16 protein-coding genes are annotated in these 19,742 nt (G+C 61.4%); 14 read left to right on the forward strand and 2 right to left on the reverse strand.

Annotated features, from left to right (window positions below; translation table 11 throughout):
* Positions 1–95: 95 nt before the first annotated feature.
* On the reverse strand, positions 96–1,472 hold the full coding sequence (locus tag N805_RS23370; protein ID WP_019473411.1) for a glutamine synthetase family protein: 1,377 nt from the start codon (positions 1,470–1,472) through the stop codon (positions 96–98).
* 574 nt (positions 1,473–2,046) lie between these two features.
* Here N805_RS23370 and N805_RS23375 point away from each other — a divergent pair.
* The 7 genes from N805_RS23375 (at position 2,047) to N805_RS23405 (ending at position 10,345) form a co-directional block, all read left to right on the forward strand.
* Positions 2,047–3,405, forward strand: a complete 1,359-nt coding sequence (locus N805_RS23375) for a glutamine synthetase family protein (RefSeq protein WP_016489727.1) — start codon at positions 2,047–2,049, stop codon at positions 3,403–3,405.
* A gap of 48 nt (positions 3,406–3,453) precedes the next feature.
* Complete coding sequence (locus tag N805_RS23380) at positions 3,454–4,815, forward strand: aspartate aminotransferase family protein (RefSeq protein WP_019473410.1); 1,362 nt, start codon at positions 3,454–3,456, stop codon at positions 4,813–4,815.
* A gap of 169 nt (positions 4,816–4,984) precedes the next feature.
* The gene (locus tag N805_RS23385; protein ID WP_019473409.1) at positions 4,985–6,082 is read left to right on the forward strand and encodes a polyamine ABC transporter substrate-binding protein; all 1,098 of its coding nucleotides are present in this window, start codon (positions 4,985–4,987) and stop codon (positions 6,080–6,082) included.
* Positions 6,083–6,240: 158 nt separating this feature from the next.
* Positions 6,241–7,335, forward strand: coding sequence for a polyamine ABC transporter substrate-binding protein (locus tag N805_RS23390; protein ID WP_019473408.1), 1,095 nt, complete (start codon positions 6,241–6,243; stop codon positions 7,333–7,335).
* A 60-nt stretch (positions 7,336–7,395) separates the two neighbouring features.
* The gene (gene potA, locus N805_RS23395; RefSeq protein WP_019473407.1) at positions 7,396–8,538 is read left to right on the forward strand and encodes a polyamine ABC transporter ATP-binding protein; all 1,143 of its coding nucleotides are present in this window, start codon (positions 7,396–7,398) and stop codon (positions 8,536–8,538) included.
* Positions 8,535–9,455 (forward strand): ABC transporter permease subunit, encoded by a 921-nt coding sequence (locus N805_RS23400; RefSeq protein WP_019473406.1) that lies wholly within the window; start codon positions 8,535–8,537, stop codon positions 9,453–9,455. Before potA ends, N805_RS23400 begins: the two co-directional genes overlap by 4 nt.
* Complete coding sequence (locus N805_RS23405) at positions 9,452–10,345, forward strand: ABC transporter permease subunit (RefSeq protein WP_016489721.1); 894 nt, start codon at positions 9,452–9,454, stop codon at positions 10,343–10,345. Before N805_RS23400 ends, N805_RS23405 begins: the two co-directional genes overlap by 4 nt.
* Positions 10,346–10,409: 64 nt before the next feature.
* Here N805_RS23405 and N805_RS23410 read toward each other — a convergent pair whose 3' ends face one another.
* Entirely contained in the window at positions 10,410–10,865 is a 456-nt protein-coding gene (locus N805_RS23410; protein ID WP_028614094.1) for an REP-associated tyrosine transposase, read from the reverse strand.
* A 296-nt stretch (positions 10,866–11,161) separates the two neighbouring features.
* Here N805_RS23410 and N805_RS23420 point away from each other — a divergent pair, with 296 nt between their 5' ends.
* From N805_RS23420 to cysW, 7 genes are all read left to right on the forward strand, one after another.
* A complete protein-coding gene (locus N805_RS23420) occupies positions 11,162–12,250 on the forward strand; it encodes an efflux RND transporter periplasmic adaptor subunit (protein WP_019470555.1) in 1,089 nt (362 codons plus the stop codon).
* Complete coding sequence (locus N805_RS23425; RefSeq protein ID WP_028614096.1) at positions 12,247–13,314, forward strand: efflux RND transporter periplasmic adaptor subunit; 1,068 nt, start codon at positions 12,247–12,249, stop codon at positions 13,312–13,314. Before N805_RS23420 ends, N805_RS23425 begins: the two co-directional genes overlap by 4 nt.
* On the forward strand, positions 13,311–16,364 hold the full coding sequence (locus N805_RS23430) for an efflux RND transporter permease subunit (RefSeq protein ID WP_028614097.1): 3,054 nt from the start codon (positions 13,311–13,313) through the stop codon (positions 16,362–16,364). The genes N805_RS23425 and N805_RS23430 overlap by 4 nt, the downstream gene beginning before the upstream one ends.
* Before the next feature lie 249 nt (positions 16,365–16,613).
* Complete coding sequence (gene oscA, locus N805_RS23435) at positions 16,614–16,796, forward strand: sulfur starvation response protein OscA (protein ID WP_016489716.1); 183 nt, start codon at positions 16,614–16,616, stop codon at positions 16,794–16,796.
* Positions 16,797–16,844: 48 nt separating this feature from the next.
* Positions 16,845–17,852: a sulfate ABC transporter substrate-binding protein gene (locus N805_RS23440; RefSeq protein WP_016502136.1), complete on the forward strand. Its 1,008-nt coding sequence runs from the start codon at positions 16,845–16,847 to the stop codon at positions 17,850–17,852.
* A 187-nt stretch (positions 17,853–18,039) separates the two neighbouring features.
* Positions 18,040–18,858: a sulfate ABC transporter permease subunit CysT gene (gene cysT, locus N805_RS23445; protein WP_012274724.1), complete on the forward strand. Its 819-nt coding sequence runs from the start codon at positions 18,040–18,042 to the stop codon at positions 18,856–18,858.
* A gap of 11 nt (positions 18,859–18,869) precedes the next feature.
* Positions 18,870–19,742: a sulfate ABC transporter permease subunit CysW gene (gene cysW, locus N805_RS23450; RefSeq protein WP_016502135.1), complete on the forward strand. Its 873-nt coding sequence runs from the start codon at positions 18,870–18,872 to the stop codon at positions 19,740–19,742.

The raw sequence follows: 19,742 nt of genomic DNA on the forward strand, positions 1-19,742 counted from the left end.
CTGAATGCTGTGCAATACCTGTGGGAGCGGGTTTACCCGCGAAGCAAGCGGCGCGGTCCGGAATGAAAAACGCCGCCCTTGTGGGCGGCGTTTTTTTACACGGTGTGCAGGTACCAGTTGTACTCGAGGTCGGAGATCGAGTGCTCGAACTCCTCCAGCTCGCTTTCCTTGCACGCGACGAAGATGTCGATGTACTTCGGATCGATGTACTTGTTGAGGATCTCGCTGTCGTCCAGCTCGCGCAGGGCATCGCGCAGGTTGTTCGGCAGGCTCTGCTCCAGCTGCTCGTACGAGTTGCCTTCGATCGGCTTGCCCGGTTCGATCTTGTTGGTCAGGCCGTGGTGCACGCCGGCCAGCACGGCCGCCATCATCAGGTACGGGTTGGCATCGGCGCCGGCTACCCGGTGCTCGAGGCGCACGGCATCTGCCGAGCCTGTTGGCACACGCAGCGCTACGGTGCGGTTGTCCAGGCCCCAGCTTGGCGCGTTCGGTACATAGAACTGCGCGCCAAAGCGGCGGTACGAGTTGACGTTCGGGCAAAGGAACGCCATGGACGCGGGCAGGGTCTCGAGCACACCGCCGACAGCGTGACGTAGCGCGGCGTTCTGCTCGGGATCCTCGCTGGTGAAGATGTTGTTGCCATCTTTGTCCAGCACGGAAATGTGTACATGCAGGCCGTTGCCTGCCTGGCCCGGGTAGGGCTTGGCCATGAAGGTGGTGTCCATTTCATGGTCGTAGGCAATGTTCTTGATCAACCGCTTGAGCAGTACCGCGTAGTCACAGGCCTTGAGCGCGTCAGGGACGTGGTGCAGGTTGACTTCGAACTGCGCCGGGGCGCTTTCCTTGACGATGGCGTCGGCCGGGATGCCTTGTTCTTTCGCGCCTTCGAGGATGTCCTGCAGGCAGTCGGCATATTCGTCGAGGTCGTCGATCAGGTACACCTGGGTCGACTGCGGGCGTTTGCCCGAAATGGGCGAGCGCGGCGGCTGCGGGCGGCCGTTCACGTTCTCCTGGTCGATCAGGTAGAACTCCAGCTCGAATGCAGCGCAAATGGTAAGGCCCAGCTCGTCGAACTTGCTCACCACCTGACGGAGCACTTCACGAGGGTCGGCGAAGAACGGCTCGCCTTCGATCTCGTGCATGGTCATCAGCAGTTGGGCAGTGGGACGCTTTTGCCACGGCTCATTACAGAGCGTGTCGGGGATCGGGTAGCAGATGCGGTCAGCATCGCCGATGTCCAGGCCAAGCCCGGTGCTTTCGACGGTGGAACCGTTGATGTCCAGGGCGAAGAGGGAGGCCGGCAGGTTGATGCCTTTCTCGTAAACCTTGTGGAGGCTGGTGCGCTCAATGCGCTTGCCGCGCACCACACCATTCATATCTGCAATCAGAAGGTCAACGTAGAGAACCTCAGGATGTTCCTTAAGGAACGCGTTCGCTTCGTTAAGCTGAACGGCACGCGGGGGTACCGACATGATGCAACACCTTTGTTGTTAAAAATATCAATCAAGGGGGGCTTGCAGGACCAGTCAATCGAAAAGCCATACTGATGTCAAGCCAACCCCATGATGCCCTGAAATGGCACATCTACGGCAGATTTGCTGCAAATCGGGGCGTGCCATTATCCGCTATTTCACCTGCGAAGGGCTATCTCAAGCGTGCCGTCTTTTATTTTTTACGCGGGTGTTGTGTAAAAAAATGAACAAGGCTAAGCTCGGTCACAACCCAGAACACAATAATACGAGGGTCACATGGTCCGCTTGCCGCGACCTGAAAGCACTGCCTGCGCAGTGCCAACGGGTACCTCTGTCGTTTTTGCAAGCTTCGTCAATGGCGTGGTCGCCCTGGCCGCAATAATTGACGTTTGGCGTATCCGGGCCCGCCCTCGTAGCGGCTTGCCGCCCTTCGCTTCGTCTTCCTGCCCTTCCAACTCATTATGGACACACTTGTTTTCAGTGTATCCACTGCGGCGCTGCGCGGGGGTTTTTGCTTTAGCAATCTACTCCATCCAGAATCAATGCGCGGCCCACCTTACCTCCTGAGGTATTTATGAGTAACAACCTCGACCAGCTCACCGATTGGTTGAAAGAGCACAAGATCACCGAAGTCGAATGCATGATCAGTGACCTGACTGGCATCACGCGCGGCAAGATTTCGCCCACCAACAAATTCATCGCCGAAAAAGGCATGCGTCTGCCCGAGAGCGTGCTGCTGCAGACCGTGACCGGCGACTACGTCGACGACGACATCTATTACGAACTGCTCGACCCGGCCGACATCGACATGATCTGCCGCCCCGACGAGAACGCCGTGTTCCTTGTACCGTGGGCCATCGAGCCGACTGCGCAGGTGATCCACGACACCTACGACAAGAAGGGCAACCCGGTCGAACTGTCGCCGCGCAACGTGTTGAAGAAAGTCCTCAAGCTCTACGCCGACAAGGGCTGGCAGCCGATTGTCGCGCCCGAGATGGAGTTTTACCTGACCAAGCGCAGCGAAGACCCGGACTTCCCGCTGCAGCCGCCGGTAGGCCGTTCGGGCCGCCCGGAAACCGGCCGCCAGTCGTTCTCGATCGAAGCCGCCAACGAATTCGACCCGCTGTTCGAAGACGTCTACGACTGGTGCGAACTGCAGCAGCTGGACCTGGACACGCTGATTCACGAAGACGGCACGGCGCAGATGGAAATCAACTTCCGTCACGGCAACGCCCTGCACCTGGCCGACCAGATCCTGGTGTTCAAGCGCACCATGCGCGAGGCCGCGCTCAAGCACAACGTGGCCGCCACCTTCATGGCCAAGCCGATGACCGGCGAGCCTGGCAGTGCCATGCACCTGCACCAGAGTGTGGTCGACCTGGCCACCGGCAAGAACATCTTCAGCAATGAAGACGGCAGCATGAGCGAGCTGTTCCTCAACCACATTGGTGGCCTGCAGAAGTTCATCCCCGAGGCGCTGCCGCTGTTCGCCCCGAACGTCAACTCGTTCCGCCGCTTCCTGCCCGACACGTCGGCGCCGGTGAACGTGGAATGGGGCGAAGAAAACCGCACCGTCGGCCTGCGCGTACCGGATGCCGGCCCGCAAAGCCGTCGGGTCGAGAACCGCCTGCCGGGTGCTGACGCCAACCCTTACCTGGCCATTGCCGCCAGCCTGCTGTGTGGCTACATCGGCATGGTCGAAGGCATCGAGGCCAGCGCGCCGGTGCAGGGCCGTGGCTACGAACGCCGCAACCTGCGCCTGCCGCTGACCATCGAAGATGCCCTGGAACGCATGGAAAACAGCCGTGCGCTGGTGCAGTACCTGGGCAAGAAGTTCATCACCGGCTACGTCGCCACCAAGCGCGCCGAGCACGAAAACTTCAAGCGTGTCATCAGTTCCTGGGAGCGAGAGTTCCTGCTGTTCGCTGTCTGATAAACCCTGGGGCCGCTGGAGCGCGGCTGTCGAACAACGGAGAAGCACATGAGCACCAACAACCCGCAAACCCGTGAATGGCAAACCCTGAGCGGGGAGCACCATCTCGCACCTTTCAGTGACTACAAGCAGCTGAAGGAGAAGGGGCCGCGCATCATCACCAAGGCCCAGGGCGTGCATTTGTGGGACAGCGAGGGGCACAAGATCCTCGACGGCATGGCGGGCCTGTGGTGCGTGGCGGTCGGTTATGGCCGTGAAGAGCTGGTGCAGGCAGCAGAAAAGCAGATGCGCGAGCTGCCGTACTACAACCTGTTCTTCCAGACGGCCCACCCGCCTGCGCTGGAACTGGCCAAGGCCATTACCGATGTGGCGCCCGAGGGCATGACCCATGTGTTCTTCACCGGCTCCGGCTCCGAAGGCAACGACACCGTGCTGCGCATGGTGCGCCACTACTGGGCGTTGAAGGGCAAGCCGCACAAGCAGACCATCATCGGCCGTATCAACGGCTACCACGGCTCCACCTTCGCCGGTGCCTGCCTGGGCGGCATGAGCGGCATGCACGAGCAGGGCGGCCTGCCGATCCCGGGCATCGTGCACATCCCGCAGCCGTACTGGTTCGGCGAAGGCGGTGACATGACCCCGGATGCGTTCGGTATCTGGGCGGCCGAACAGCTGGAGAAGAAAATCCTCGAAGTGGGCGAAGACAACGTCGCCGCCTTCATCGCCGAGCCTATCCAGGGCGCAGGCGGCGTGATCATCCCGCCAGAAACCTACTGGCCGAAGGTGAAGGAGATTCTCGCCAAGTACGACATCCTGTTCGTTGCCGACGAAGTCATCTGTGGTTTCGGCCGTACCGGCGAGTGGTTCGGCTCTGACTACTACGACCTCAAGCCCGACCTGATGACCATCGCCAAGGGCCTGACCTCCGGTTACATCCCCATGGGTGGTGTGATCGTGCGTGACAAAGTGGCCAAGGTGATCAGCGAAGGCGGTGACTTCAACCACGGCTTCACCTATTCGGGCCACCCGGTAGCGGCCGCGGTGGGCCTGGAAAACCTGCGCATCCTGCGCGACGAGAAAATTGTCGAGAAGGCGCGCACTGAAGCGGCACCGTATTTGCAAAAGCGTTTGCGTGAGCTGCAGGACCACCCGCTGGTGGGTGAAGTGCGCGGCCTTGGCATGCTTGGCGCGATCGAGCTGGTCAAGGACAAGGCCACCCGCAGCCGTTACGAGGGCAAGGGCGTGGGCATGATCTGCCGCACTTTTTGCTTCGAAAACGGCCTGATCATGCGTGCGGTGGGGGACACCATGATCATCGCGCCGCCGCTGGTCATCAGCCATGCGGAAATCGACGAACTGGTGGAAAAGGCACGCAAATGCCTCGACTTGACCCTTGAGGCGATTCGGTAAGCATTTGCTAGGCTAGCGATGTGACATTAAGTCGTTACAAGGCTCTGCTTTCCTTGAAACAGAGCCTTGTAACTTGCCAGACTAGCGACTGATTCAGTCGCCGCGCGCTCTGCACCGTAGGTCCTGGCTGCTGAACAGATGGCTAAATAAAAATTCTGGAGCATGACGCATGAATAAAATGGGCAAGACGTTGCTGGCCGCAGCCCTGATGGGTGCCATGGCTACTGCTGCACAGGCTGACGACAAGGTGTTGAACGTCTACAACTGGTCGGACTACATCGCGCCGGACACCATCGCCAAGTTCGAGAAGCAGACCGGTATCAAGGTCAAGTACGACGTCTTCGACAGCAACGAAACCCTCGAAGCCAAGCTGCTGGCAGGCAAGTCGGGCTACGACATCGTGGTGCCGTCCAACAACTTCCTGGCCAAGCAGATCAAGGCGGGGGTGTACGAGGAACTGGACCGTTCCAAGCTGGCGAACTGGAAAAACCTCGACCCGGACCTGCTCAAAGCCGTTGGCGATGCCAGCGACAAGGACAACAAGCACGCCTTCCCGTACATGTGGGGCTCGATCGGCATCGGCTACAACCCGGAGAAGGTCAAGGCCGCCCTGGGCGTGGACAAGATCGACTCGTGGGACGTCGTGTTCAAGCCTGAGAACATCGCCAAGCTCAAAAGCTGCGGTGTGAGCTTCCTGGATGCACCGACCGAAATGATCCCGGCCGCGCTGCACTACCTGGGCCTGCCGAGCGACAGCACCAAGAAAGAAGACCTGAAGGCCGCCGAGGACCTGTTCCTCCAGATTCGTCCTTCGATCACCTATTTCCACTCCTCCAAGTACATCGGCGACATGGCCAACGGCAACATCTGTGTAGCCGTCGGTTACTCGGGTGACCTGGAGCAGTCCAAGGCCCGCGCCCACGAAGCCGGCGACAAGGTCAAAGTGGACTACGTCATTCCGAAAGAAGGCGCCGGTACCTTCTATGACATGGTCGCCATCCCTAAAGATGCCGAGCATAAAGATGCCGCCTACCAGTTCATGAACTTCCTGCTGCAGCCGGAAATCATGGCCGAGATCACCAACGCCGTGCGCTTCCCGAACGGCAACCAGGCTGCCACTGCGCTGGTGGATAAAGACATCAGCGGTGACCCGAGCATTTACCCGCCTGCCGAAGTGAAGAAGCAGCTGTACGCGATCGCTGCGCCTGACGCTTCTGTGCAGCGTGTGATCACCCGCAGCTGGACCAAGATCAAGTCGGGCAAATAAGCCCGATGCGACACCTCTGGGCCGGGCTTTACCGGCCCAGAGCCAGTGAAAGGCAATTGTTGATTGCGGCATCGAAGCTGCGAAGGTAAGTTGCGCGCCGGTTTTGCGTGTGCGGCAGCATTGTCGCGACCCAGGCACTGATTGTGAGGAGCACCCACTTGTCTATTTCTGTATTCCGCAAGGCCTTGATGGCTGGCGCGGGCCTGACGCTGGCATGCAGCGTCCAAGCGGCGCCTACGGTGCACTTCTACAACTGGTCCGACTATATCGGCCCGACCACCCTCGCGGACTTCGAAAAAGCAACGGGCATCAAGCCCGTGCAGGACGTGTTCGACTCCAACGAGACCCTGGAAGGCAAGCTGCTGGCCGGTAATACCGGCTATGACGTGGTAGTGCCGTCCAACCATTTCCTTGGCAAGCAGATCAAGGCGGGCGCGTTCCAGAAGCTCGACAAGAACCTGCTGCCCAATTATTCCAACCTGGACCCGGCGTTGATGAAACGTCTGGAAAAGAACGACCCGGGCAACCAGTACGCCGTGCCTTACCTGTGGGGCACCAACGGCATCGGTTACAACGTCGACAAGGTAAAGGCCGCGCTGGGCGTGGACACCATCGACTCCTGGGCCATGCTGTTCGAACCCGAGAACATGAAGAAACTCTCCAAGTGCGGCGTGGCCTTCCTCGACTCGGCGGACGAAATGCTGCCGGCGGTGCTCAACTACATGGGCCTCAACCCCAACAGCACCGACCCCAAGGATTATGCAAAAGCCGAGCAGAAGCTGCTGGCCGTGCGCCCGTACGTGACCTACTTCCACTCGTCCAAGTACATCACCGACCTGGCCAACGGCGACATCTGCGTCGCGGCAGGCTTCTCCGGCGATATCTTCCAGGCCAAGGCCCGCGCTGAAGAAGCGAAGAAGGGCGTGAACCTGGCCTACGCGATTCCCAAGGAAGGCGGCAACCTCTGGTTCGACGTGCTGGCGATCCCCGCCGACGCCAAGAACGTCAAAGAGGCCCACGCCTTCATCAACTATTTGCTGAAACCTGAGGTTATCGCCCAGGTCAGTGATTACGTCGGTTACGCCAACCCGAACCCCAAGGCTGGCGACCTGATGGACCAGGCCGTGAGGACTGACGCCGCGGTTTACCCACCGCAGGAAGTGCTGGACAAGATGTTCGTCAACAGTGAGTTGCCACCCAAGGTGCAACGTTTGATGACCCGCAGCTGGACCAAGGTCAAGTCGGGCAAGTAACAATCCAGGCCCGCCGCAAAAGCAGGGGCGGGCACACAAATCTTGTTGGGAGTTTCACTCATGGCAGTTGCCTCCGGTGCCTATAAGAAAGCCCTCGAGGGTGGCCAGCAACCCAAGCAGGTGCTGGTCAAGATCGACCGGGTCACGAAAAAATTCGACGAAACCATCGCCGTAGACGATGTGTCGCTGGAAATCCGCAAAGGCGAGATCTTTGCCCTGCTGGGTGGCTCCGGTTCTGGCAAATCGACCTTGCTGCGCATGCTGGCCGGCTTCGAGCGCCCGACTGAAGGGCGGATCTTCCTCGATGGCGTCGACATCACCGACATGCCGCCCTACGAGCGGCCGATCAACATGATGTTCCAGTCCTATGCGCTGTTCCCGCACATGACCGTGGCGCAGAACATCGCCTTTGGCCTGCAGCAGGACAAGATGGCCAAGGCCGAGATCGATGCCCGCGTGGCCGAGATGCTCAAGCTGGTGCACATGACCCAGTACGCCAAGCGCAAGCCGCACCAGTTGTCCGGCGGCCAGCGTCAGCGTGTGGCGTTGGCCCGCTCGTTGGCCAAGCGCCCCAAGCTGCTGCTGCTCGACGAGCCGATGGGTGCGCTGGACAAGAAACTGCGTTCGCAGATGCAGCTGGAACTGGTGGAGATCATCGAGCGCGTGGGCGTGACCTGCGTGATGGTGACCCACGACCAGGAAGAGGCCATGACCATGGCCCAGCGCATCGCCATCATGCACCTGGGCTGGATCGCCCAGATCGGCTCGCCTGTGGACATCTACGAAACGCCGACCAGCCGCCTGGTGTGCGAGTTTATCGGCAACGTCAACCTGTTCGAAGGTGACGTGGTCGACGACGCCGAAGGCCACGCGATCATTGCCAGCCCGGAGCTGGAGCGCAAGATCTACGTCGGCCACGGCATCACTACGTCGGTGGAAGACAAGCACATCACCTACGCCCTGCGCCCGGAAAAGATGCTGGTCACTACTCAGCAACCGACCTGCGAGCACAACTGGTCGCGCGGCAAGGTGCACGACATCGCCTACCTGGGTGGCCACTCGGTGTTCTACGTGGAGCTGCCGAGCGGCAAGGTTGTCCAGTCGTTCGTCGCCAACGCCGAGCGCCAGGGCACCCGCCCGACCTGGGGCGATGAAGTGTACGTGTGGTGGGAAGACGACAGCGGCGTGGTACTGCGGTCATGAAACTGCGCAAGCTCAAGCGAGCCTTCCAGCGCCTTACACCGAAGGGGCGGCACGTAGTGATCGGCGTGCCGTTCATCTGGCTGTTCCTGTTCTTCATGCTGCCGTTCTTCATCGTGCTGAAGATCAGCTTCGCCGAAGCCGACGTGGCGATCCCGCCGTATACCGAGATCTACAGCTACGTCGAAGACAAGATCCAGTTGGTGCTCAACCTGGCCAACTATGGCTTGTTGACCGAGGATGAGCTGTACCTCTCGGCTTACCTGGGCTCGCTGAAGATGGCGTTCTTCAGCACCCTGCTGTGCCTGCTGATCGGCTTCCCGATGGCCTACGCCATCGCCAACGCCAAGAAGGAAACCCAGACCGTCCTGCTGCTGCTGATCATGATGCCGACATGGACCGCGATCCTGATCCGCGTCTATGCCTGGATGGGTATTCTGAGCAACAACGGCCTGCTTAACGGCTTCCTGCTGTGGACCGGGTTGATCGACCAGCCTTTGCAAATCCTCAACACCAACCTGGCGGTGTACATCGGTGTGGTCTATTCGTACCTGCCGTTCATGATCCTGCCGCTGTTCGCCAACCTGGTGAAGCATGACCCGAGCCTGCTCGAAGCTGCATCCGACCTGGGGTCGAGCACGTTCAACAGCTTCTGGAAGATTACCGTGCCGCTGTCGAAGAACGGCATCATCGCCGGCTGCATGCTGGTGTTCATCCCGGTGGTGGGCGAGTTCGTCATTCCTGAACTGCTCGGCGGCCCGGAAACCCTGATGATCGGTAAAGTGCTGTGGCAGGAGTTCTTCAACAACCGTGACTGGCCGGTAGCCTCTGCGCTGGCGGTAGTGATGCTGGCGATCCTGATCGTGCCGATCCTGCTGTTCAACCGCAGCCAGGCCAAAGAAATGGAGGGCCGCGCATGAAACGCTTCAGTTTCTCCAAGCTGATGCTGGTGCTCGGCTTGCTGTTCATCTACCTGCCGATGCTGATCCTGGTGATCTACTCGTTCAACGCCTCCAAGCTGGTGACGGTATGGGGGGGCTGGTCGATCAAGTGGTACGTCGGCCTGCTCGACAACACCCAGCTGATGGGGTCGGTGATGCGCTCGCTGGAAATCGCCTGCTACACGGCGGTGGCGGCGGTGGCGCTGGGTACCCTGGCGGCCTTCGTGCTGACCCGGGTCACCCGCTTCAAGGGCCGCACGCTGTTCGGTGGCCTGGTCACCGCGCCGCTGGTAATGCCTGAAGTGATTACCGGCCTGTCGCTGTTGCTGCTGTTCGTGGCCATGGCGCAGATGATCGGCTGGCCGCAGGAGCGCGGCATCGTCACCATCTGGATCGCCCACACCACGTTCTGTGCGGCGTATGTGGCGGTGGTTGTATCGGCGCGGCTGCGTGAGCTGGACCTGTCGATCGAAGAAGCGGCAATGGACCTGGGTGCCAAGCCGTGGAAGGTGTTCTTCCTGATCACCATCCCGATGATCGCGCCGTCGCTTGCGGCGGGCGGCATGATGTCGTTCGCGCTGTCGCTGGACGACCTGGTGCTGGCCAGCTTCGTGTCCGGCCCGGGTTCGACCACCTTGCCGATGGAAGTGTTCTCGGCAGTGCGCCTGGGCGTGAAGCCGGAGATCAACGCCGTGGCCAGCCTGATCCTGCTGTCGGTGTCGCTGGTGACCTTCTTTGTCTGGTACTTCAGCCGCCGCAGCGAAGAGCGTCGTCGCAAGGCGATTCAGCAGGCGATCGAGGAAGGCGCCGCGGCCAATGCTTCGCAGCCGCAGGTCAAGCGCCCGACGCAGGTAGCTGCGTCGGCCTGACCCGGCCCTTTCGCGGCGGTTCGGCCCTTTCGCGCCGAACCGCCGCGAAGGCTCCAGCATCGAATCAAAGCCATACTGCATCCCAGTGTGGATATTCCCGGACACTTCTGACCAATCCAGCCCTCAATGGATTGGCAACAATGTACCGGGCTGCGTGCACCATGCTTTCCTCCCTTCTCAATGCCCGGTCCTGATACCCAGGCTGCCATACCGGGTCATGCTCAACCCCTGCCTGATGTAATGCGAGACTGGAGCGGGACTTGAACCTGCGCATCAGGGTACCTAGTGTTGTTCCTTTCAGCTCGATCAGCCAATGCAGATGGTCTGGCATCAGCACCCACGCCAGTGAGCGGCAGGCGTGCTCCTGATCGGCTTGCCGCAATTGGTGAATGACTAACCGGGCATGGTGGAAGTCATCGAATAGCGGCTTGCGCTGATGGGTAACAGTAGTCAGCAGATACAGCCTGCCAAGTTCTGAATAGCGACCACGACGAAGCAGATGGGATTGGGCCCTGGGCATCAGGTTCTTCCTTGAATAGAGATCAACATCCCAAGGTAGTGGCTGTGTTGCACCCCCAGGGAAGCGGATGATTTCTGGATATGGCAGGACCGGCCCTTTCGCGGGTGAACCCGCTCCCACAGGTACTGCACAGGATTCAGCATATGCACGATCTCTGTGGGAGCGGGTTCACCCGCGAAGAGGCCGGCACAGGCTGTGAAAATGCCGAACTGATCCGCGTCAGTGATGTTTATCGAACCCTGAACTACGCTCACAGTCGCATTCCACAATCATTTGTGCACAAGCAAGGAGCCAGCATGGCGTTGATGCGTCCGCTGTCGGTCGTCTGCCTGGGGCTGCTTTACATGCTCACCGGCTGTAGCAAGGAAGAGGTCCCCGAGACGTTGCCTCGGGTAGGTGTGCAGCAGGTCCAGCCCACCGACTTCGCTGCCAGGGTCACCCTGACCGGCGACGTACAGGCGCGGGTGCAGACCGATTTGTCGTTCCGCGTCGGCGGCAAGATCATTTCGCGCAGTGTGGACGTGGGCGATCACGTCAAGGCCAACCAAGTGCTGGCCCGGCTGGACCCGAAAGACCTGCAGAACAACGTCGACTCGGCCAAGGCCGAGGTGTTTGCCGCTCAGGCGCGGGTCACCCAGACCAGCGCCGCCTTCGTGCGCCAGCAAAAACTGCTGCCCAAGGGCTACACCAGCCAGAGCGAATACGATGCTGCCGAAGCCGCGCTGCGCAGCAACCAGAGCGCGCTGAAGGCCGCCCAGGCCCAGCTGGCCAACGCCAACGAGCAACTCAGCTACACCGCACTGGTCTCCGAGGCCGCCGGGGTTATCACCGAGCGCCAGGCCGAAGTCGGCCAGGTGGTGCAGGCGACCATGCCGATCTTCAGCCTGGCCACCGATGGCGACCGCGATGCAGTGTTCAACGTCTACGAATCGCTACTGATAGCGCCGCCCAGCGATGCAGGGGTGATCGTCAGCCTGCTGGACGACCCCAAGGTCCAGGCTCAGGGCTTCGTACGCGAAATCACCCCCACGGTGTCGGCGCAAAGCGGCACGGTGCAGGTCAAGGTCGGCCTGAAGGACGTGCCAGCAGGGATGCAACTGGGTGCACCAGTGACCGCCACCACCAATGCCCAGGGCCGGCCCAGCATCGAACTGCCGTGGTCGGCGCTGACCAAGGCCCTGCATGAGCCCGCTGTGTGGGTGGTGGGCGAGGGCGACAAGGTGGAATTGCGCAAAGTGGAAGTCAGCCGTTACCTCACCGGCAAGATTGTGGTCGCCAGCGGCCTGAAGGGCGGCGAAACCGTGGTGGTCACTGGCGGGCAGTTGCTGCACCCCGGCATGCAAGTGCAGAAGGTCGACGCCAAGGCCCAAGGGGGTGAGCTATGAAACGCCTGCTGCTGATGCTGTCGGCCGGCGTATTGCTGGCTGGCTGCAGTAGCGAAGAAGAAGCACCAGAGCCGATTCGGCCGGTGCTGTCGGTCAAGGTCGAACCCCAGGTGCAGTCGCAACTGGGCCGCTTCGCCGGCAGTATCCAGGCGCGTTTCGAAAGTACCCTGGGCTTTCGTGTTTCCGGGCGCATTGCCCGGCGTTGGCTGGATGTGGGCGCCCAGGTGAAGCCGGGCGACACCTTGGCCACTCTCGACCCGACCGACCAGCAGAACCAGCTGCGCGCCGCCGAAGGCGACCTGGCCAAGGTTCAGGCACAGTGGATAAACGCCCAGGCCGATGCCCGTCGCCAGCAACAGCTGTATGACCGTGGCGTTGGCGCCCAGGCCCAGCTGGATATCGCCCAGACCAACCTGAAAACCACCAGCGCGGCGCTGGAGCAGGCGCGCTCTGCGCTCAGCCAGGCACGTGACCAGCTTGACTACAGCACCCTGCGCTCCGACCACGCCGCCGTGATTACCGCCTGGCAGGCCGAAGCCGGGCAAACCGTAACGGCCGGGCAAGCCGTGGTGACACTGGCCCGACCGGATGTGAAGGAAGCGGTCATCGACTTGCCAATCGGCCTGGCCGAGCAGTTGAGCAAAAGCCTGACCTTCACCGTGGCCTCGCAACTGGACCCGACCATCAGCACCACGGCAAGCCTGCGCGAACTGGAGCCCCAGGCCGATGCCACCACCCGTACCCGCCGCGCCCGCCTGACCCTGGCCAGCACGCCGGCGGCCTTTCACCTCGGCACCGCCATCAGTGTGACCCTCAGCTCGCAAATATCCCCGCGCAGCGAATTGCCCTTGAGTGCCTTGCTCGAGCGCGACGGCAAGACCCAGGTGTGGGTGATCGATACGCAGCAGAAGACCGTGGCCACCCGCGACGTGACGCTGATCGGCCGCACCGCTGACAGCGTCGTGGTGAGCGCCGGCGTGCAGCCCGGTGAGCGCGTGGTCACCGCGGGCGTCAACAGCCTCAAGCCTGGCCAGAAGGTCACCTTCGACGAGGATGCGCAATGAAAGGAAGCTTCAACCTGTCCGACTGGGCACTCAAGCATCAATCGTTCGTCTGGTACCTGATGTTCGTTGGCTTGTTGATGGGGATATTCTCCTACTTCAACCTGGGCCGTGAGGAAGACCCGTCGTTCACCATCAAGACCATGGTCATCCAGACCCGCTGGCCCGGCGCGACCCAGGACGAAACCCTGTACCAGGTCACCGACCGCATCGAGAAGAAGCTCGAAGAACTCGACTCGCTCGACTACACCAAAAGCTACACCCGCCCCGGTGAATCCACGGTCTACGTGTACCTGCGCGACACCACCAAGGCCAAGGACATCCCGGATATCTGGTACCAGGTGCGCAAGAAGATCCAGGACATTCGTGGCGAATTCCCGGCGGGCATCCAGGGGCCGGGCTTCAACGACGAATTCGGTGATGTATTCGGCTCCATCTATGCCTTTACCGCCGACGGCCTGACCTTGCGCCAGCTGCGTGACTACGTGGAACAGGCGCGGGCCGAGGTCCGCGATGTACCCAACATTGGCAAGATCGAGCTGGTCGGCACCCAGGACGAAGTGCTCTACCTGAACTTCTCCACCCGCAAGCTGGCTGCCCTGGGCATTGACCAGCGCCAGGTGATGCAGGCACTGCAAGCGCAGAACGCGGTGACGCCGGCCGGCATGATCGAAGCCGGCCCGGAGCGTATCTCGGTGCGAACATCCGGGCAGTTTGCCTCGGAAAAGGACCTGCAAACCGTCAACTTGAGGATCAACGATCGCTTCTTCCGCCTGGCCGATATCGCCGACATCGAGCGTGGCTACGTCGACCCGCCTTCGCCCATGTTCCGCTACAACGGCCAGACGGCCCTTGGCCTGGCCATCGGCATGAAGGCCGGCGGCAATATCCAGGTGTTTGGTGCGGCACTGAAAAAGCGCATGGACCAGGTAATCGAAGACCTGCCGGTAGGTGTCGGGGTACACACCGTCTCCGACCAGTCAGTGGTGGTCAAGGAGGCGGTCGGCGGCTTTACCAGCGCGCTGTTCGAGGCGGTGGTGATCGTGCTGGCAGTGAGTTTCGTCAGCCTCGGCGTACGCGCCGGCCTGGTGGTTGCCTGCTCGATTCCGCTGGTGCTGGCCATGGTGTTCGTGTTCATGGAGTACAGCGGCATCACCATGCAGCGGATTTCGCTGGGTGCGCTGATCATTGCGCTTGGCCTGCTGGTGGACGATGCGATGATTACCGTGGAGGTGATGGTCACGCGGCTGGAAATGGGCGAAAGCAAGGAGCAGGCGGCGACGTTCGCCTACACCTCTACAGCCTTCCCCATGCTTACCGGCACCTTGGTGACCGTGGCTGGGTTCGTGCCCATTGGCCTCAACGCCAGCTCTGCGGGTGAATACACCTTCACGTTGTTCGCGGTGATCGCCGTGGCGCTGATCGTGTCCTGGGTGGTGGCGGTGTTCTTCGCGCCAGTGCTCGGGGTGCATATCCTCAAAGGCGACAAGCTCAAGGCCCACGACGCCGAGCCTGGCCGGGTCGGGCGGGCATTTGAGGGCGGGTTGCTGTGGTGCATGCGCAACCGCTGGTTGACCATCATCGGCACCGTAGTGCTGTTCGCCCTGTCGATCTTCTGCATGCGCTTTGTGCAGAACCAGTTCTTCCCGTCCTCGGACCGCCCGGAAATTCTCGTCGACCTCAACCTGCCGCAGAACGCCTCGATTGAGGAAACGCGCAAGGTGGTCGACCGCCTCGAGGCGCGGATCAAGGACGACCCGGACCTGGTGCGCTGGAGCACCTATATCGGGCAAGGCGCGATTCGCTTCTACCTGCCCCTCGACCAGCAACTGCAGAACCCGTACTACGCGCAGTTGGTGATCGTCAGCAAGGGCTTCGAAGAGCGCCAGGGCATGATCGACCGCCTGCAGAAGATCCTGCATGAAGACTTCGTCGGCATCGGTACCAACGTGCAGTCGCTGGAGATGGGCCCGCCGGTGGGCCGGCCGATCCAGTACCGGGTCAGCGGCGCCAACATCGACCAGGTGCGCAAGCACGCCATCGAGCTGGCCACCTTGCTCGACCAGAACGAGCACATCGGCGAGATGATCTACGACTGGAACGAGCCGGGTAAGGTGCTGCGCGTGGAAATCGCCCAGGACAAGGCCCGCCAGCTGGGGCTGTCGTCAGAAGACGTGGCCAATGTGATGAACAGCATCGTCAGTGGCGTGCAGATCACCCAGGTCAACGACAACATCTACCTGGTGGACGTGGTCGCCCGCGCCGAAGACAGCGAGCGCGGCTCGCCCGATACGCTGCAAAACCTGCAAATTCTTACCCCCAACGGCACCTCGATCCCGCTGCTGTCGTTCGCCACCGTGCGTTACGAGCTGGAGCAACCGCTGGTGTGGCGCCGTGACCGCAAGCCGACCATCACCATCAAGGCTTCGGTCAATGGCGAGATCCAGCCCACAGACCTGGTGGCGCAGCTCAAGCCGAAGATCGATGAGTTCGCCAGCCAGTTGCCGGTCGGTTACGAAGTGGCCACGGGCGGTACGGTGGAGGAGAGCAGCAAGGCCCAGGGCCCTATCGCCAAGGTGATTCCGCTGATGCTGTTCCTCATGGCGACCTTCCTGATGATCCAGCTGCACAGCGTGCAGAAACTGTTTTTGGTGGTCAGCGTGGCGCCGCTGGGATTGATCGGCGTGGTGCTGGCGCTGGTGCCCACGGGTACACCGATGGGCTTTGTGGCGATTCTTGGCATCCTGGCGCTGGCGGGCATCATCATTCGTAACTCGGTGATCCTGGTAACCCAGATCGACGAGTTCGAAGCCCAGGGCTTCTCGCCGTGGGATGCGGTGGTGGAGGCCACCAACCATCGTCGTCGGCCGATCCTGCTGACCGCAGCGGCGGCGAGCCTGGGCATGATCCCGATTGCCCGCGAGGTGTTCTGGGGGCCGATGGCCTACGCCATGATTGGCGGGATCATCGTGGCAACGCTGCTGACCCTGCTGTTCCTGCCGGCGCTGTATGTGGCCTGGTACAAGATTCGCGAGCCGCAGAAACAAAACTGAAGCCTTGTACGCACCCTGTGGGAGCGGGTTCACCCGCGAATGCGACGGTAGCTCCACCATCGCATTCGCGGGTGAACCCGCTCCCACAGGGCTTTGCGTCGGCTGCAGAATCGCGATTTTAATTTGGTTATATAAACATTCTTAAACAGTATTTTTAAGAATAACTCCGCCTCACTACTATTGCCCTCAAGCCAGGCGCAAATCCCCTTCAAACCTCTGCCCGGCACCCTCACTCCAAGGAGAACGAGCATGAGTGCATCTCTGCGTAGCATCGACGGTCAGGACGAAGCCACCATTCTGCGTGAAATCCAGAGCGCCTTGCGCGACCTGCGGTTTGGTGCGGTGGAGATCACTGTGCACAACGCTCAGGTCGTACAGATCGAGCGCAAGGAGAAGTTCCGCCTGCAACAGCCCGGCAACAAGTCCGGCTGATCGCGCCTCACCTCCAAAATTAGAAAAATGCCAATCGGGAGCTTCACCATGTCCATCCGCCGTTATGCGCTCGCCGCCCTGGCCAGTGCTGTTTTTGCCGGTTCCGCCATCGCCAAGGACTACGAACTGCTGAACGTGTCCTACGACCCGACCCGCGAGCTGTACCAGCAGTACAACGCCGAGTTCATCAAGCACTGGCAGCAGGCCCACCCGGGCGACAAGGTGAAGATCCAGCAATCCCATGGCGGCTCGGGCAAGCAGGCCCGTGCGGTGATCGACGGCCTGCGCGCCGACGTGGTGACCCTGGCCCTGGCCGGCGACATCGACGAAGTGGCCAAGCTTGGCAAGACGCTGCCGGACAACTGGCAGACCCGTCTGCCGGACGCCAGCACCCCGTACACCTCGACCATCGTGTTCCTGGTGCGCAAGGGCAACCCGAAAGGCATCAAGGACTGGGGCGACCTGATCAAGAAGGACGTTTCGGTCATTACCCCCAACCCGAAAACCTCCGGCGGTGCGCGCTGGAACTTCCTGGCGGCCTGGGCCTATGGCCTGAAAGCCGGTGGTAGCGAAGACAAGGCCAAGGCCTACGTGCAGGAGTTGTTCAAGCACGTGCCGGTGCTGGATACCGGCGCCCGTGGCTCGACCATCACCTTCGTCAACAACGGCCAGGGCGATGTGCTGCTGGCCTGGGAAAACGAAGCCTTCCTGGCGCTGAAGGAAGACGGTGGCGCCGACAAGTTCGACATCGTCGTACCGTCGCTGTCGATCCTGGCCGAACCGCCCGTGGCGGTGGTGGACAAGAATGCCGAGAAGAAGGGCAATACCGACATTGCCACCGAATACCTCAAGCACCTGTACAGCCCGGCCGGGCAGAAGATTGCCGCCGAGAACTTCTACCGCCCGCGTGACGAGAAGGTCGCTGCCGAATTCGGCAAGCAATTCCCGAAACTGGACCTGGTAACCATCGACAAGGACTTCGGTGGCTGGAAAACTGCACAACCCAAATTCTTCAATGATGGCGGTGTGTTCGACCAGATCTATCAGGCACAGTAAGGGCCAAGAAAAGCGGGGGCCGCTTTGCGGCCCTATCGCGACACAAGGCCGCTCCTACAGGGGATACGCGTTCTACTTGTAGGAGCGGCCTTGTGTCGCGATGGGCTGCAAGGCAGCCCCAGGATTTCAGAAGCTAGCACCGGCCCGGGATTGATTCCGGGCTTCGTGCGTTCAACCAGGGATACTTATGTCGCGTCGTATTTCCCCCGTCATACCCGGCTTCGGGCTGACGCTGGGCTACACCTTGGTGTACCTCAGCCTGATCGTGCTGATACCGCTGGCAGCCATGTTCATTCATGCCTCGCAGCTGACCTGGGAGCAGTTCTGGAACATCATCAGTGCGCCGCGGGTGATCGCCGCGCTCAAGCTGAGTTTCGGCACCGCCCTGTTCGCCGCCATCATCAACGGGGTGATCGGCACCCTGCTGGCCTGGGTGCTGGTGCGCTACACCTTCCCTGGGCGCAAGATCATCGACGCGATGATCGACCTGCCGTTCGCCTTGCCCACCGCCGTCGCCGGTATCGCCCTGACCGCCCTGTACGCGCCTGCGGGCTGGGTTGGCCAGTTCGCCACCGACCTGGGCTTCAAGATCGCCTACACCCCGCTGGGCATCACCCTGGCGCTGACCTTCGTCACCTTGCCGTTCGTGGTGCGCACGGTGCAGCCGGTACTGGCCGACATCCCGCGTGAAGTGGAGGAGGCCGCTGCCTGCCTGGGGGCCAAGCCGCTGCAGGTGTTCCGCCACATACTGGCGCCAGCCCTGCTGCCGGCCTGGCTCACCGGCTTTGCCCTGGCCTTCGCCCGCGGCGTGGGCGAGTATGGTTCGGTAATCTTCATTGCCGGCAACATGCCGATGAAGACCGAGATCCTGCCGCTGCTGATCATGGTCAAGCTCGACCAGTACGACTACACCGGCGCGACCGCCATCGGCGTGCTGATGCTGGTGGTTTCCTTCATCCTGCTGCTGCTGATCAACCTGCTGCAGCGCCGCATCGAAACCCCTTGAAGGAGGCCGGCATGTCCAGTTCATCCCTGAGTGCAAGCGCCGCCGCCAACGCCGCCCGCCGTGGCAGTGCTACGTCGCGGCGCATTCTTATCGGCCTTGGCTGGCTGGTGTTCGCCCTGTTCCTGCTGCTGCCGCTGGTGATCGTGGTGTCGCAGGCGCTGAAGAACGGTTTTGGCACCTTCTTCGAGGCGATCTTCGAGCCTGACGCGTTGTCGGCGCTGAAGCTGACTCTGCTCGCCGTAGCCATTTCGGTACCGTTGAACCTGGTGTTCGGTGTCAGCGCCGCCTGGTGCGTGAGCAAGTACACCTTCCGCGGCAAAAGTATCCTGGTCACCCTGATCGACCTGCCGTTCTCGGTGTCGCCGGTAATCGCCGGCCTGGTCTACGTGCTGATGTTCGGCGCGCAGGGCCTGTTCGGGCCCTGGCTGCAGGACCATGACATCCAGATCGTCTTCGCCCTGCCGGGCATCGTCCTGGCGACCATCTTCGTCACCGTGCCGTTTGTGGCCCGTGAGCTGATCCCGCTGATGCAGGAGCAGGGCACGCAAGAAGAGGAGGCCGCGCGCCTGCTCGGTGCCAATGGCTGGCAGATGTTCTGGCACGTGACCTTGCCCAACATCAAATGGGGCCTGATCTATGGCGTGGTGCTGTGTACCGCACGGGCCATGGGCGAGTTTGGCGCGGTGTCGGTGGTGTCGGGCCACATTCGTGGCGTGACCAACACCTTGCCGCTGCACGTAGAGATCCTCTACAACGAGTACAACCACGTCGCGGCCTTCAGCGTGGCCAGCCTGTTGCTGATCCTGGCGCTCTTCATCCTGCTGCTCAAGCAGTGGAGCGAGAACCGTATTAACCGCCTGCGCCACAGCGCCGCGGAGGAATGA

This window comes from Pseudomonas putida S13.1.2 (assembly GCF_000498395.2).
Lineage (GTDB): Bacteria > Pseudomonadota > Gammaproteobacteria > Pseudomonadales > Pseudomonadaceae > Aquipseudomonas > Aquipseudomonas putida_Q.